Raw genomic sequence first — 14,438 nt, 5'->3', positions numbered from 1 at the left:
GGCGCGGGCTGCCGCCTTGCTTTGGGTACGTCCGCGATTCGTCCCATATTCTTTGCGTGTATGGATAGGCTTCGCTATGATATAATCGTAGCAACTTTAAGATGGACCGGGGAGGTGCCTTGCGAATGAAAGAGAAGAAGCGTGCGGCCGCGCCAAGTCATAAGACGAACATCATACCGATTCACTGGGACGCCACTTTCTTTTTCGAACGGGCGGTGCGCTCGCTGGATCGATATCATTATGACAAGGCACTGAAGTATTTTCGCCGCGCGGTCGAATACGAGCCGGGCAATCCGGTCAATCACTGCAACATGGCGGGAATCTTGTCCGAGATGGGCAATTACGAGGAATCCAACAACGTGCTCCGCAACATCGTCGAAGAGCTCGACCCGGCGATGACGGAGTGCCATTTCTATATGGCGAATAACTACGCCAACATGGAGCAGTACGAATCGGCCGAGGACGCGCTCATCCGCTATCTCGAGGAAGACGCCGAGGGCCAGTTCCTCGACGAAGCGGAAGAGATGATGGAGCTGCTCCATTACGAGCTCGAGCGGCCGATGAAGATCGCGTCGGTCAAGGCGCGCGAAGGATATTTCGAGCATGATCAAGCCCGCGCGATGCTCGAGGAAGGGAAGTTCGCCGAGGCGGTGCGTCTCCTGGAGACGATCGTCGAGAAGAACGGCGAGTTCCTGGCGGCCCGCAACAATCTGGCGCTGGCGTATTACTACATGGGCCTGTTCGACAGGGCGATGACGACGATTCAGGAAGTGCTCGCGCAGGAGCCTGGCAATTTGCACGCGCTGTGCAATCTCGCGATATTCCACCAGCATGCCGGGGATGCGGAAGCGCTGCGGCCGCTCGTCGAGCTGCTGCGCAAGACGGTGCCTTTTCACCAAGAGCATGTGTTCAAGCTGGCGACGACGATGGGGATTCTCGGCGAGCACGGACAGGCGCACCGGCATTTCCTTCGGCTGATGAAGGACGGCGCGCTGCGCGACGATGCTTGCTTGTACCATTACACGGCGGTGGCGGCATGGAACATCGGGCGGCTGGACGAAGCCGAGCGATTCTGGCAGCAAGCGGCCAAGATGGATCCGAAATCGAACGTGCCGGGCTATTATTTGGAGCAATTGACGCACGTGCGCGCCGGCGGGGAAGCCGGGACCGCGAGCTACCACTATCATCTCCCGTTTGAAGAGCAGTTTAAGCTATGGGAGAAATCGAGCGAGACGCTGCCCGATCATATGAAGCGCGACCCGCTGGTGCGCTCCTCCTTCTTCTGGGCGCTGCGTCACGGCGACCGCGGCACGAAGCTGCAGGTCATTCAGGCGCTGGGCATGATCGCGGACAACGAAGTGAAAGACGCGCTGCGCGCGTTCATTCAAGAAGAGCAGGAAGACGATTACTTGAAACGCATCGCGGTGTTCGTCCTTCGCACGATCGGCGTGCACGAGGCGCTCGAGGTTCATCTGGAAGGCAAAGCGACGACGATCGAGCACAGCCGCATGCCTTCGCGTCTGCCGGAGTGGGATCCGAAGTGGCAGGAAGTACTCGAAGCGGCGCTCGGACGGATGAACAAGCACTACGATCTCGTCCAGCAGCATGACTTACTGACGCTGTGGATCGATTTTCTATCCCGCGTGTATCCGGATGCGCCCAAGCTGGGTAAGGTTGAAGGATGGGCGGCCGCGCTCGAATATTTGACGGCGAAGATGCACCGGCGGACGATTTCGTACCATGAAGTGTCGGAGCGGTACGGGACGTCGATCGCGACGGTGAGCAAATGCGCCAAACGGATTGATGAAATTTGCGGGATTAAGGAAAAAATGAAAATGATCTTCCCTGCCTTGGACGCGAAAGGCGACGCTTAAGGAACGCTGGAACGCCGCATAGCGGCGTCAGGCGCGAGCGGCCTCGGGCCATGGCGGGCGCAGGTTGGATTGCAAAGGAGGCATTCTCGAATGTACAAAGCGATTATTATCGGTACCGGTCCAGCCGGATTGACGGCGGCGATCTACTTGGCGCGGGCGAACATGAACCCGCTGGTCATCGAAGGTCCGGAACCGGGCGGCCAGTTGACGACGACGACCGAAGTGGAGAACTTCCCGGGGTTCCCGGAAGGGATCATGGGGCCGGATCTCATGGCGAACATGCGCAAGCAAGCGGAGCGTTTCGGCGCGGAATTCCGCACCGGTTGGGTGAACTCGGTCGATACGTCGAAACGTCCGTTCACCCTTCAGGTGGAAGGGCAAGGCGAATTGCAGGCGGAGGCGCTCATCATCTCGACGGGCGCGTCGGCGAAGTACCTCGGCATTGCGAACGAGCGCGAGAATGTCGGCCGCGGCGTCAGCACCTGCGCGACGTGCGACGGTTTCTTCTTCCGCGGGAAGAAGATTATCGTCGTGGGCGGCGGCGATTCGGCGATGGAGGAAGCGAACTTCCTGACGCGCTTCGCGTCGGAAGTCGTGCTCGTGCATCGCCGCGAAGAAATGCGCGCCTCGAAGATCATGCAGGACCGGGCCCGCGAGAACGGCAAAATCAGCTGGGCGCTTAACCGGACGCCGCTGGAAGTGGTGGCAGGACCAATGGGCGTTACGGGACTCAAGGTGCGCAACAACGCGAGCGGCGAAGAAGAAGTGCTGGAGACGAACGGCATCTTCGTGGCGATCGGCCATACGCCGAACACGAAGTTCCTCGGCGGACAGCTGGAAGTCGACGAGACCGGTTATCTGATCACGAAGCCGGGCACGAGCGAGACGAGTATTCCGGGGATCTTCGCCTGCGGCGACGTGCAGGACAACAAGTACCGCCAGGCGATTACCGCGGCGGGCAGCGGCTGCATGGCCGCGCTCGATTGCGAGAAATTCCTCGAAGGACACGCGGTACACGATTGGAGCCAATCGTTGTAATTGCGTAAGGTTTAGGCGGCCGAATTGCAGGACGCCGCGAGAAGGGACGCTGCCCGGGTGGAGTCGGGCAGCGTCGTTTCGCGTCAACGCGCCGCTCCCGCTAGAGAGTCTTGACCGCCTCCTTGGGCGTCACTTATAGTGGGAACAGCAGCAACCCAACCATTATTGTAGAGGTGGCTTTATTCATGTCTGAGAAAATTGTTGTTGGCGTAGATATCGGCGGCACTTCCGTCAAAGTAGGGATTTGCGATTTGAACGGCGCACTGCTTCATACGTACGAGGGTCCGACGGAGGCCGATAAAGGCACGGAAGTGGCGTGCAACAATATCGCTTCCTACGCGCGGCTCATCGTCGAACAATCTCCTTACAGCTGGGAACAAGTGGAGGGCGTCGGCGTCGGTACCGCCGGTTTTCTCGATATTCCGAACGGCATCATTAAATTTTCCCCGAACCTCGGCTTCCGCAACGTGCCGCTGAAGGCAATTCTGGAAGAGAAACTCGGCAAGAAAGTACTCGTCAACAACGACGCGAACGTGGCGGCGCTCGGCGAAGCTTGGGCTGGCGCGGGTCGCGGCGTGAATCACTGCGTCTGTTACACGCTCGGCACGGGCGTAGGCGGCGGGATCATCGTCGGCGGCAAGATCGTGGAGGGCTTCGCGGGCATGGCGGGCGAGCTCGGCCATATGTCGATCGTGCCGGATTTGGAAGCGATTCAATGCGGCTGCGGCAAAATGGGCTGCTTGGAAACCGTCTCGTCCGCGACGGGCATCATCCGTATGGCTAAGGACGCTGTAGAACGCGGCGACCGGACGTCCCTGTCGTTCGTGCCGCACATCATGGCGAAGGATGTCGTCGACGCGGCGAAGGCCGGCGACGAAGTGGCGGCCCGCATCGTAACGCGCGCGGCGTACTACTTGGGCAAGTCGATGGCGCAAGTCGCCGTCGTGCTCAACCCGCAGCGATTCATTGTCGGCGGCGGCGTTTCCAAGGCAGGCGAATTTTTGTTCGAACAGATCCGCGAAGCCTTCCAGAAGGCAACGCCGGATATCGTCGCGGAAGGCGTGGAGATCGTCCCGGCCGTACTGGGCAACAACGCGGGCGTCGTCGGCGCGGCAGGACTCATTATTCGTTCGTAACGTAAGCTCGCGATGACGAAGAATAAACAGAGCATTCATGCTTTGATATAAGATATAGGCGGTTCGGCGCTTCGGCGCCGGACGTCGGTATTTTCGACTAGGGTAGGAGGAAACGGCGATGGAAACGGGAACGGCGATGGCGAAACTGGTCATCATCACAGGGATGTCAGGCGCGGGCAAAACGATTGCGGTGCAGAGCCTCGAGGATCTCGGTTTTTTCTGCGTCGATAATTTACCCCCGGTGCTGATCCCGAAATTCGCCGAGCTGATCGAGCAGTCGAACGGCAAAATCGGCAAAGTCGCGCTTGTCATCGACCTGCGCGGACGGGAGTTTTTCACGGCGTTATCGGAATCGCTCAATTATTTGAAGGATCACTACACGATCGGGTACGAGATTCTGTTCCTCGATGCGACGGACGGCGTGCTCGTGCAGCGCTACAAGGAAAGCCGCCGGCGCCATCCGCTCGCGCCCGAAGGGCTACCGCTGGAAGGCATTCAGCATGAACGCCGCCTGCTGGAGGATCTGAAGGGCTGGGCGACGCAGGTCATCGACACGAGCAATCTGAAGCCGCTGCAGCTGAAGGACCGGATCATGTCGAGGTTCACGAACGCGGATCAAAGCTCGATTTCGATCAACGTCACCTCGTTCGGATTCAAATACGGCATTCCGATCGATGCGGACTTGATCTACGACGTCCGTTTTCTGCCGAACCCGCACTACGTCGAGCAGCTGCGCCCGAACACCGGGCAGGATCCGGAGGTCTACGATTACGTCATGAAGTGGCCGGAGACGCAGACGTTCCTGACGAAGCTGCTCGATATGCTGCAGTTCCTTATTCCCCAATACCGCAAAGAAGGCAAGAGCCAGGTCGTCATCGGGATCGGCTGCACGGGCGGCAAACATCGCTCGGTGGCGATTGCCGAATACTTGGGCCGCATGCTCGGCGCAAGCGATACCGAGACGATCCGCGTCAGCCACCGCGATGCGGAACGCGATCGGCACTAGAGGTGAACGGATGAAGCAGAAAGGCACGACACCAGAAGAACGACTTCCCCGTATTGTCGTCATCGGCGGCGGTACGGGGCTCTCCGTTATGCTGAGGGGACTGAAGGAGAAGCCGCTCGATATTACGGCCATCGTGACGGTGGCGGACGACGGCGGCAGCTCCGGCATCCTGCGCAGCGAACTGCAAATGCCGCCGCCCGGCGACATTCGCAACGTCCTCATTGCGCTGGCGGACGTTGAGCCATTGCTCGCCCAGATGCTGCAGTACCGGTTCAATACCGGAACGGGACTTGCCGGACACAGTTTGGGGAACTTGATGTTGGCCGCGATGACGGATATTTCCGGGGATTTCGTGACCGGCGTTCGCGAACTCAGCCGCGTATTGGCCGTTCGGGGACGGGTGCTTCCGGCGGCCGGGCAAGCGATCGTACTGCACGCCGAGATGGAGGACGGCTCCATCGTGACGGGGGAATCGAACATTCCGAAGGCGGGCCAGGCGATCAAGCGGGCGTTCATTGAGCCGGCCGAGGTCGAGCCGCTCGAGGAAGCGGTTGAAGCGATCCGGGAAGCGGATGCGATCCTGATCGGACCAGGCAGTCTATATACGAGCATTATTCCGAATCTGCTCGTGCCGAAATTGGCCGAGGCGATCGTCGAATCCGATGCGGTCAAGATGTTCGTCTGCAACGTGATGACGCAGCCGGGCGAGACCGACGACTATTCGGTGGGCGATCATTTGGACGCGGTGCATGCGCATATCGGGCATCATCTGTTCGATTACGTCATCGTGAACAACGGCGAAATCCCGCCGCAGGTGCAGGAGCGATACGCCGAGAAAGGCGCGAAGGCCGTGCATCTGGATCTGGAGGAAGTACAGAGCCGCGGTTACAAGGTCATAGCGGACCGACTTGTGCTGTTCCGGACATATCTACGGCATGACGCGGCGCGATTGAGCCACCATATTTATCAGCTTGTCGAAGATTGGATGAATCGAAAGAGGTGAACAACGATGTCTTTTGCAGCGCAAACCAAGAAAGAACTGACGATGATTGAAGCCGATCCGTGCTGCGAAAAGGCGGAACTGTCCGCGCTCATTCGAATGAACGGCTCCGTTCAACTATCCAGTCGCAAAGTCATTCTCGACATCTCGACGGAAAACGCCGCAATCGCAAGGCGAATTTATTCGCTGATCAAGAAACAGTTTGCGGTACATACCGAACTGCTCGTGCGCAAGAAGATGCGGCTTAAGAAAAACAACGTCTATATCGTGCGCATCCCGGTCAACGTGCAAGAGATTCTAAGCGAACTGCGCATCGTCTCCGAAGGCTTCATGTTCAACCAAGGCATTGACAAGGAGATGCTCCGCAAATCGTGCTGCAAACGATCGTACCTGCGCGGCGCGTTCCTCGCCGGAGGATCGGTCAACAACCCGGAAGGATCTTCCTATCATCTGGAGATCGCCTGCATGTATGAAGAGCACTGCCAGGCGCTCGTGGAGCTGGCCAACAAGTACGATCTGAACGCCAGATGCATCGAGCGGAAGAAAGGCTTTATCTTCTACATGAAAGAGGGCGAGAAAATTATCGAGCTCTTGAACATTATCGGCGCGCATCAGGCGCTCTTTAAGTTCGAGGACGTCCGCATCATGCGAGACATGCGTAATTCCGTCAACCGCATCGTCAACTGCGAGACGGCGAATTTGAACAAGACGATCGGCGCCGCCGTGCGTCAGATCGATAATATAAAGCTGCTCCAAAAACAAGTCGGCCTCGACAGCCTCCCCGATAAGCTGCGGGAAGTCGCCGAAATCCGTCTGCTGCATCCGGATATGAACTTGAAGGAAGTCGGAGAGATGCTCAAGGGCAAGGTCAGCAAGTCGGGCGTCAACCATCGGCTGCGCAAGATCGACGAGATTGCGGAAAAGTTACGGAATGGCTAACCGCAAGGCTAGTGCTCGCGCAACAAAAGTGATATAATGGTGATTAAAATGACGTTTTGCACTCGTGAATCGCACGATTGAATTTCGTATAGGGGGTAAGGTTTCGATGACAAGGCACCCGGTTGTCGTTCGTCTGAAAACAGGTCTCCACGCAAGACCGGCCGCGCTTTTCGTTCAGGAAGCGAATAAGTTCTCGTCCGAAGTCTTCGTTGAGAAGGACGACAAGAAAGTGAACGCGAAATCGATTATGGGTATTATGAGCCTGGCCATCAGCTCCGGTACCGAGGTGACAATCAGCGCGGAAGGATCGGACGCCGATCAAGCTGTAACCGCTTTAGTGAACCTGGTCAGCAAGGAAGAACTGGAGAACCAATAATGGATCGCGAAAAAGCTCCCGCAGGGGGCTTTTTTTAGTTTTCCGGGGATGGATGAATTCATGGCCAGGCGCCGAAATCAGATCGAAGATGCGAGGAACTCGGATACGGATCCAGCGCCCCCGTCGGCTACTGAATTCGAGCCGGAAAGGAAATGCTGTTGACGTGCAACAATTCGGAGAGCGGCGGCGTCTAGTAGTCACAAACCAAGAAGAAGGGTGTTGGGATCGATGATACGATTCACGCATGACGGACAAACGGAACAGCAGAAGACGAATAAAGGGAAGAAGCGGCCGATGCTGTTGCTGGTGCCTGCACTCGCGGTGGCGATCGGTTTCGGTACGATTATCGGAGCGGGCGGACCGACCCCGTTCGTAAAGGCGGCGGAGACGGTGAGCGTGGAACGGGGACTGATTACGGTAGCGGGTAAAGGCGAGATCAAGGTCGCGCCGGATGTGGCGTACATCAATGCCGGGGTCGAGACGAAAGCGGCGACGGCGAAGGAAGCGCAGGCGAAGAACGCGGCCCAGTTCGCGGCGATCGAGAAGCTGCTCTTCACGACGTACAAGCTCGATAAGAAGGACGTCAAGACGACCGGGTTCTACGTCCAACCGCAGTACCAGTACAACGAGAAGGACGGCACGAGCAAAATTATCGGCTACACGGCCACGCACAGCATCGAAATTACGAGCCGCAACCTCGACGGTATCGGCGCGCTGCTCGATAACTTATCGACCGCAGGTGCTAATCGCGTAGACGGCGTACGGTTCGACGTGGAGAACCAAGAGCAATACGAGCTGCAAGCGATGGAGAAAGCGATGGCCCAAGCGAAGCGCAAAGCCGACGTCCTCGCCAAAGCGGGCGGCCGCGCGGTGAAGCAGGTCGTTAACATTACGCAAGGCGATGTCGCAAGCGTTCCGATCTTCCAGACGGCGAAGATCATGGCGGAATCCGCAGCCGACTCGGCGGGCGGAAGCTCCGTGCAGACGGGCGAAGTGACGGTCTCGACGAGCGTAACGGTATCTTACGAAATGCAATAATAAAGAGGCAGCTGCCCGATGGCAGCTGCCTTTTTATGTTGCGCGGGCCGCCTCCCATAGAGGCAGTACGTACGCGAGTCGTATTAATTGTTGTCGTTGTCGATAAGCGAGATGCCGCGCTGTTCAAGCGCATGTTCGATGAGCGCGATGAATTCGTTCGACAGACGCATCGCCTTGGCTTCGTGATAGACCTCCATCAGGTGCGTATCGCTGAGCGGACGAAGCAACATGGATTTGTCCTGCATCGGCAAATAGATATTCGGCTCCGAAGGCGTATCGTCCGATTCCCGAATGAAGGAGGCGCCGAACGCGGAAGGATAAGATTCATAAAACGCAGGCTCTTCACTCTCGTGACGAAGAAAGGAACGAACGCTCGCGATAGATTGAGATCGATTCATAACGAAAGCAACTCCATAAAATAAGATTTTATGTGCCCTAACCTAAGGTGTAATTGGAATGATTTAGTACATCGTATCATGAAAGCGGCATGGAGTGGTCATGAATTCGGATCAACGAATTTTTGTTGACAATTAGGAATTAGTGTGGTAATTGCGGGGGGGTGAGCGGAGATAAACAAAGACCCGGCAGGCAAGCTGTCGGGTCTTTGCGGGGCATTATATTTTCTCGATGACTTTATCGACAAGACCATACTTGAAAGCTTCTTCCGCGCTCATGAAATAGTCGCGGTCGGTATCGCGCTCGATTTTCTCCAGCGGCTGCCCCGTCCGTTCGGACAAGATCCGGTTGAGCGTGTCGCGCGTCTTCAGAATGTGCTTGGCGCGAATCTCGATATCGCTTGCTTGACCTTGCGCGCCGCCGAGCGGCTGGTGAATCATCACTTCGCTGTTCGGAAGGGCGAAACGTTTGCCTTTGGCGCCGGCGGCCAGCAGGAAAGCGCCCATGGAAGCGGCGAGTCCGACGCAGATCGTGGAGACGTCCGGCTTGATGAACTGCATCGTATCGAAAATGGCGAGACCTGCGGAGACAGAACCGCCAGGACTGTTGATGTAAAGCGAAATATCTTTCTCGGGATCATCCGCCGCCAGAAATAGCAGCTGCGCGATGATGGAGTTGGCGACGACGTCGTTCACCGGCGTGCCAAGGAAAACGATGCGGTCCTTCAACAGACGGGAGTAGATGTCGTAGGCACGTTCGCCGCGGTTGCTTTGCTCAATGACCATAGGTACGAAATTCATGTCCAAGTCCCTCCTTAATGGTTATCAAGTATTACCTCGGACGCAGGGATTAAAACCCGATCCGGGGTAAGGCTATGTAAGCGTAAGCCCATCATACCGGATTGTTTCGCAAAAGTCAAAAATGGTCAGACTATGAAAACAAAAAAACCGGCGAAGGCCGGTTGTTGTTTCGTTCGTAGTAAAGTAATGGCGCGCCCGCGAGGGATCGAACCTCGATCTCAGGCTCCGGAGGCCTACGTCATATCCATTGGACCACGGGCGCGTATTCAGTAAGCGATAGCGAGATTCATTGTAACCCATAGAAAAAGAAAATGCAAGCGGCTACGAAAAGAAAAATTTATGAAAAAGAGCTTCGGTAACCGGTTTCATTTGGAAAACCCAACTTGCTCCTCCCCAGGGTTTGGAGTACAATGATGGTGGGACTTAAAACGAACAGGCGGGACGCTTTGTGTCCCTGTTAATTCAAGACCCAATTCGGCAATAATGGAGTGGATGTGAGCATCATGCAGTCTCTCATCGAAATACAACAGAAGCTCCTGCCGGATCTGCTCGTGGTGATGAAGAAGCGTTATCTCATCCTCCGCCAGGTGATGCTCTCCGATATGATCGGACGCCGCACGCTGGCCGCTTCGCTCGAGATAACGGAGCGGGTGCTGCGGGCCGAGACCGATTTTCTGAAATCGCAAGGACTGCTTCAGATCGAGGCAGGCGGTATGCGCATTACGGAAGAGGGTAAGAAGCTACTGGACGAGATGGAGCCGCTCTATCAGCAAATGTTCGGCTTGTCCGATCTGGAAGAACGCATCCGTACCCGGTACGGATTAAAACAGGTCGTGATCGTGCCCGGCGATTCCGAAACGTCGCGGCATACGAAACGCGAGCTTGGCTTAGCCGGCTGCGCCGTGCTTCGCAAGCACATGGAGAAAGACGACGTCGTCGCTATCACCGGCGGAACGACGCTCGCGCAAATGGCCAATCAGCTGACGACGCAGACGCCGCTGAAGGGCAATTGGTTCGTGCCCGCCCGAGGCGGACTCGGCGAGAGCATGGACTACCAGGCGAACACGCTGGCCTCTACGATGGCCAAGCGGACCGGCGCGCAGTATCGGCTGCTTCACGTCCCGGACCATCTGGGCGAAGAGGCATACACGACGCTCATGCAAGAACCGAACGTGCGAGAAATCGTGGATGTCATCCGAAGCGCCCGCATTGTCGTGCACGGCATCGGGGACGCTATGGTCATGGCACGCAGACGGCGGCTGGATGCGACCTTCATCGAAGCTCTACAGGCAGAAGGGGCGCACGCGGAAGCGTTCGGGTACTATTTCGACCGGACCGGCACCGTCGTACACCGCATGCCTACTATTGGACTGCGGCTTGAAGATATTATGGCGACAGAAGTGGTCATCGCGATCGCGGGCGGAAGCAGCAAGGGCGAGGCCATCGCCGCGATTATGCAATTCGGGCACGACGACGTGCTCGTCACCGACGAGGCGGCCGCGCTTGAGATCGCAGCGCTGCTCGACCGGGAAGCCGCAATCAGCACTACGTGATCTTGACCGACGCGGGCAGGCTGCAAGACGCCGCTTGCACGAGGTCTTGAGATATATTGAAAATTACCTTTAGGAGGCAAACCCGCATGGTAAAAGTAGGTATTAACGGATTTGGCCGTATCGGCCGCAACGTGTTCCGCGCATCTTTCAACAACCCGAACGTAGAAATCGTCGCAGTCAACGATCTGACAGACACGAACACGCTGGCTCACCTGCTCAAATATGACACGACTCACGGTAAATTCGATGGCACGGTAGAAGCTAAAGAAGGCGCCCTGATCGTAAACGGCAAAGAAATCAAAGTATTCGCCGAGCGCAACCCAGAGAACCTTCCTTGGGGCAGCGTTGGCGCAGAGATCGTCGTAGAATCGACGGGTATCTTCACGGCGAAAGAAAAAGCCGAGCTTCACCTGAAAGGCGGCGCGAAGAAAGTTATCATCTCCGCACCGGCTACGAACGAAGATATCACGGTTGTTATGGGCGTAAACGAAGACAAATACGATCCGGCAGCGCACACGGTTATCTCGAATGCTTCTTGCACGACGAACTGTCTGGCTCCTTTCGCCAAAGTTCTGAACGACAAATTCGGTATCGTAAAAGGTATGATGACGACGATTCACTCGTACACGAACGATCAATCCGTACTTGACGTTCCTCACAAAGACCTGCGCCGTGCTCGCGCAGCAGCTGAGAACATCATTCCTTCCTCCACGGGCGCTGCTAAAGCGGTATCCTTGGTACTGCCTGAGCTGAAAGGCAAACTGAACGGCATGGCTATGCGCGTTCCTACGCCTAACGTTTCCGTAACGGATCTCGTTGCAGAACTGAAAGTTAACGTAACGGTTGAAGAAGTGAACAATGCTCTGAAAGAAGCGGCTGAAGGCCCTCTGAAAGGCATCCTCAACTACTCCGATGAGCCGCTTGTATCGAGCGACTACAACGGCGACCCAGCTTCCTCGACGATCGACGCGCTGTCGACGATGGTTGTAGAAGGCAACATGGTTAAAGTTATTTCCTGGTATGACAACGAGTGGGGCTACTCCAACCGCGTTGTTGACCTGGCTGCATATATCGCATCCAAAGGTCTGTAATAGCCGACTTTTGAATAGAGACGAAGGAGCTGCTAACCGCAGCTCCTTCGCTACAGTTTATCGTACTTAACCCAGACAATAACGAGCATGTCCCCGCCTAGAGGGACAGCCATTGGATAGCAGTGGAGCGTGGATATAGATAGCGGACTCTGAAGCCTCATGGGATAGGGGTCAACATACCGGGAGGGAAACACAATGAACAAGAAGAGTGTGCGCGACGTCGAGCTCGGCGGAAAACGCGTTTTTGTGCGTGTAGACTTCAACGTGCCAGTCGAGAACGGCGTAATTACGGACGATAAGCGGATTCGCGAAACGCTGCCGACAATCAATTTCTTGATCGAGAACGGCGCGAAGGTCATCCTGGCCAGCCACATGGGCCGTCCGCAAGGCCAAGTCGTGGAAGAGCTTCGTCTTACGGCGCAAGCGGTCCGACTGTCCGAGCTGCTTGGCAAGCCTGTTGTGAAAGCGAACGAAGCGGTCGGCGAAGAAGTCAAAGCGCAAGTTGCGGCGCTGAACGCAGGCGACGTGCTTCTGCTTGAGAACGTGCGCTTCTACCCGGGCGAAGAGAAGAACGATCCGGAGCTGGCGAAGCAATTCGCGGAGCTTGCCGACCTGTTCGTCAACGACGCATTCGGCGCAGCTCACCGCGCCCACGCTTCGACGGAAGGCATCGCGCACCAGCTGCCGGCGGTATCCGGTCTGCTTATGGAGCGCGAGCTGGACGTGCTCGGCAAAGCGCTGAACAACCCGGAGCGCCCGTTCACGGCGATCGTAGGCGGTTCCAAGGTGAAAGACAAGATCGACGTCATCAACAAAATGATCGAGATCGCGGACAACATCATCATCGGCGGCGGCCTGTCCTACACGTTCTTCAAGGCGCAAGGCCACGAGATCGGCAAATCGCTCGTCGACAACAGCAAGCTGGATCTGGCGCTCGAGTTCATCGAGAAAGCGAAGTCGCTCGGCAAGAACTTCCTTATCCCGGTTGATATCGTCGTAGCCGACGACTTCAGCAAGAACGCCAACACGCAAATCGTCGACATCAATGGCATTCCGGCGGGATGGGAAGGCATCGACATTGGGCCGAAGACGCGCGAAATCTATGCAGACGTCATCAAGAACTCCAAACTGGTCGTTTGGAACGGACCGATGGGCGTATTCGAGATCGAGCCATTCTCACACGGTACGCAAGCGGTAGCTCGCGCATGTGCGGAAACGTCCGGCTACACGGTCATCGGCGGCGGCGATTCGGCGGCAGCGGCGGAGAAATTCCAGCTGGCCGACAAAATGGACTTCATCTCCACGGGCGGCGGCGCATCGCTGGAGTTCATGGAAGGCAAAGCGCTCCCGGGCGTTGTAGCGCTTAACGATAAATAAGATTTCCCGAACAGGTTTGAAACAAGCGAGTATGAGATAGGTTAAGGAGCGAATTCGAACATGCGTAAACCGATTATTGCGGGTAACTGGAAAATGTTCAAAACCGTGTCCGAGGCGGTCTCGTTCTTTGCGGACGTGAAAGGCAAAGCAGAAATTGACGGCGTAGAAGCCGTCGTCTGCGCGCCTTACACGACGCTGCCGGCTCTTGTGGAAGCGGCTAAAGGAACGAGCATTGCGATCGGCGCTCAAAATCTTCACTTCGAAGATAACGGCGCGTTCACGGGCGAAATTAGCGGCGTCATGCTGAAGGACCTCGGCGTGAAATACGTCATCATCGGCCACTCGGAGCGTCGCGCTTACTTCGGCGAGTCCGACGAGATCGTGAACAAGAAAGTCCATGCGGCATTCAAGCACGCGCTGCTTCCGATCGTCTGCGTAGGCGAGAAGCTTGAAGAGCGCGAAGCCGGCCAAACGAAGGACGTTTGCAAAGTGCAAACCGAAGCGGCGTTCCAAGGTCTGTCCGCGGCGCAAGCGGCTGACGTGGTCATTGCATACGAGCCTATCTGGGCGATCGGCACGGGTAAATCGTCGACTTCCGCAGACGCGGAAGACGTTATTGCTTACATCCGCGGCGTCGTTGAAGGTCTGTACGATGCAGCAACGGCGGCGGCGGTACGCATTCAATACGGCGGCAGCGTAAAGCCGAACAACATTGCCGAGTACATGGCTCAACCGAACATCGACGGCGCACTCGTAGGCGGTGCAAGCTTGGAAGCGGCCTCCTACATCCAGCTGGTCGAGGGGGCGAAGTAAG

General features: G+C 56.7%; 14 protein-coding genes and 1 tRNA gene. 12 read left to right on the top strand and 3 right to left on the bottom strand.

Annotation, left to right across the window (positions count from 1 at the left end):
- Positions 1-125 precede the first annotated feature (125 nt).
- The 8 genes from BCM02_RS32050 (at position 126) to BCM02_RS32015 (ending at position 8,407) form a co-directional block, all read left to right on the top strand.
- Positions 126-1,874 (top strand): tetratricopeptide repeat protein, encoded by a 1,749-nt coding sequence (locus BCM02_RS32050; protein WP_148933207.1) that lies wholly within the window; start codon positions 126-128, stop codon positions 1,872-1,874.
- A gap of 90 nt (positions 1,875-1,964) precedes the next feature.
- Positions 1,965-2,912, top strand: coding sequence for a thioredoxin-disulfide reductase (gene trxB / locus BCM02_RS32045; protein WP_148933206.1), 948 nt, complete (start codon positions 1,965-1,967; stop codon positions 2,910-2,912).
- A gap of 185 nt (positions 2,913-3,097) precedes the next feature.
- The gene (locus BCM02_RS32040; protein WP_148933205.1) at positions 3,098-4,048 is read left to right on the top strand and encodes an ROK family glucokinase; all 951 of its coding nucleotides are present in this window, start codon (positions 3,098-3,100) and stop codon (positions 4,046-4,048) included.
- Positions 4,049-4,166: 118 nt separating this feature from the next.
- Entirely contained in the window at positions 4,167-5,054 is an 888-nt protein-coding gene (gene rapZ / locus BCM02_RS32035) for an RNase adapter RapZ (RefSeq protein ID WP_148933204.1), read from the top strand.
- Positions 5,055-5,064: 10 nt separating this feature from the next.
- A complete protein-coding gene (locus BCM02_RS32030) occupies positions 5,065-6,057 on the top strand; it encodes a gluconeogenesis factor YvcK family protein (RefSeq protein WP_148933203.1) in 993 nt (330 codons plus the stop codon).
- Between the two features lie 6 nt (positions 6,058-6,063).
- Positions 6,064-6,993, top strand: coding sequence for a DNA-binding protein WhiA (whiA, locus tag BCM02_RS32025; RefSeq protein WP_148933202.1), 930 nt, complete (start codon positions 6,064-6,066; stop codon positions 6,991-6,993).
- A gap of 106 nt (positions 6,994-7,099) precedes the next feature.
- Entirely contained in the window at positions 7,100-7,369 is a 270-nt protein-coding gene (locus BCM02_RS32020; protein ID WP_090583454.1) for an HPr family phosphocarrier protein, read from the top strand.
- Between the two features lie 228 nt (positions 7,370-7,597).
- Entirely contained in the window at positions 7,598-8,407 is an 810-nt protein-coding gene (locus tag BCM02_RS32015) for an SIMPL domain-containing protein (RefSeq protein ID WP_148933201.1), read from the top strand.
- 83 nt (positions 8,408-8,490) lie between these two features.
- On the opposite strand, the gene sda is transcribed toward BCM02_RS32015, so the two are convergent.
- From sda to BCM02_RS32000, 3 genes are all read right to left on the bottom strand, one after another.
- Positions 8,491-8,805: a sporulation histidine kinase inhibitor Sda gene (gene sda, locus BCM02_RS36215; RefSeq protein WP_246183651.1), complete on the bottom strand. Its 315-nt coding sequence runs from the start codon at positions 8,803-8,805 to the stop codon at positions 8,491-8,493.
- 216 nt (positions 8,806-9,021) lie between these two features.
- Positions 9,022-9,603 carry an ATP-dependent Clp endopeptidase proteolytic subunit ClpP gene (gene clpP, locus BCM02_RS32005; RefSeq protein WP_148933200.1) on the bottom strand — a complete coding sequence of 194 codons (582 nt, stop codon included), beginning with the start codon at positions 9,601-9,603 and terminating at the stop codon, positions 9,022-9,024.
- Between the two features lie 187 nt (positions 9,604-9,790).
- Positions 9,791-9,865, bottom strand: a tRNA-Arg gene (locus BCM02_RS32000).
- Between the two features lie 241 nt (positions 9,866-10,106).
- Between BCM02_RS32000 and BCM02_RS31995 the strand changes: the two genes are divergently transcribed.
- The 4 genes from BCM02_RS31995 to tpiA all read left to right on the top strand — a co-directional run bounded on the left by BCM02_RS31995 (position 10,107) and on the right by tpiA (position 14,437).
- Positions 10,107-11,156 carry a sugar-binding transcriptional regulator gene (locus BCM02_RS31995; protein WP_148933199.1) on the top strand — a complete coding sequence of 350 codons (1,050 nt, stop codon included), beginning with the start codon at positions 10,107-10,109 and terminating at the stop codon, positions 11,154-11,156.
- Positions 11,157-11,242: 86 nt separating this feature from the next.
- Positions 11,243-12,247 carry a type I glyceraldehyde-3-phosphate dehydrogenase gene (gap, locus tag BCM02_RS31990; protein ID WP_148933198.1) on the top strand — a complete coding sequence of 335 codons (1,005 nt, stop codon included), beginning with the start codon at positions 11,243-11,245 and terminating at the stop codon, positions 12,245-12,247.
- Between the two features lie 195 nt (positions 12,248-12,442).
- A complete protein-coding gene (locus BCM02_RS31985; RefSeq protein WP_148933197.1) occupies positions 12,443-13,624 on the top strand; it encodes a phosphoglycerate kinase in 1,182 nt (393 codons plus the stop codon).
- 60 nt (positions 13,625-13,684) lie between these two features.
- The gene (gene tpiA / locus BCM02_RS31980; RefSeq protein ID WP_148933196.1) at positions 13,685-14,437 is read left to right on the top strand and encodes a triose-phosphate isomerase; all 753 of its coding nucleotides are present in this window, start codon (positions 13,685-13,687) and stop codon (positions 14,435-14,437) included.
- The last annotated feature ends 1 nt before the right edge of the window (position 14,438 follow it).

This window comes from Paenibacillus methanolicus, assembly GCF_008124765.1.
In the GTDB taxonomy this organism is placed as follows: Bacteria; Bacillota; Bacilli; order Paenibacillales; family Paenibacillaceae; genus Paenibacillus_Z; species Paenibacillus_Z methanolicus.
Note: the sequence above shows the minus strand (reverse complement) of the source record. Positions and strands in the feature narration are given on the sequence as shown.

What these genes read in the sequence shown, in the direction of transcription:
- BCM02_RS32040 (WP_148933205.1), top strand. Translation starts at nt 3,098, where the DNA reads ATGTCTGAGAAAATTGTTGTTGGCGTAGATATCGGCGGCACTTCCGTC.
- trxB (WP_148933206.1), top strand. Translation starts at nt 1,965, where the DNA reads ATGTACAAAGCGATTATTATCGGTACCGGTCCAGCCGGATTGACGGCG.
- BCM02_RS32030 (WP_148933203.1), top strand. Translation starts at nt 5,065, where the DNA reads ATGAAGCAGAAAGGCACGACACCAGAAGAACGACTTCCCCGTATTGTC.
- whiA (WP_148933202.1), top strand. Translation starts at nt 6,064, where the DNA reads ATGTCTTTTGCAGCGCAAACCAAGAAAGAACTGACGATGATTGAAGCC.
- BCM02_RS32020 (WP_090583454.1), top strand. Translation starts at nt 7,100, where the DNA reads ATGACAAGGCACCCGGTTGTCGTTCGTCTGAAAACAGGTCTCCACGCA.
- BCM02_RS32050 (WP_148933207.1), top strand. Translation starts at nt 126, where the DNA reads ATGAAAGAGAAGAAGCGTGCGGCCGCGCCAAGTCATAAGACGAACATC.
- BCM02_RS32015 (WP_148933201.1), top strand. Translation starts at nt 7,598, where the DNA reads ATGATACGATTCACGCATGACGGACAAACGGAACAGCAGAAGACGAAT.
- BCM02_RS31985 (WP_148933197.1), top strand. Translation starts at nt 12,443, where the DNA reads ATGAACAAGAAGAGTGTGCGCGACGTCGAGCTCGGCGGAAAACGCGTT.
- tpiA (WP_148933196.1), top strand. Translation starts at nt 13,685, where the DNA reads ATGCGTAAACCGATTATTGCGGGTAACTGGAAAATGTTCAAAACCGTG.
- BCM02_RS31995 (WP_148933199.1), top strand. Translation starts at nt 10,107, where the DNA reads ATGCAGTCTCTCATCGAAATACAACAGAAGCTCCTGCCGGATCTGCTC.
- rapZ (WP_148933204.1), top strand. Translation starts at nt 4,167, where the DNA reads ATGGAAACGGGAACGGCGATGGCGAAACTGGTCATCATCACAGGGATG.
- clpP (WP_148933200.1), bottom strand. Translation starts at nt 9,603, where the DNA reads ATGAATTTCGTACCTATGGTCATTGAGCAAAGCAACCGCGGCGAACGT.
- gap (WP_148933198.1), top strand. Translation starts at nt 11,243, where the DNA reads ATGGTAAAAGTAGGTATTAACGGATTTGGCCGTATCGGCCGCAACGTG.
- sda (WP_246183651.1), bottom strand. Translation starts at nt 8,805, where the DNA reads ATGAATCGATCTCAATCTATCGCGAGCGTTCGTTCCTTTCTTCGTCAC.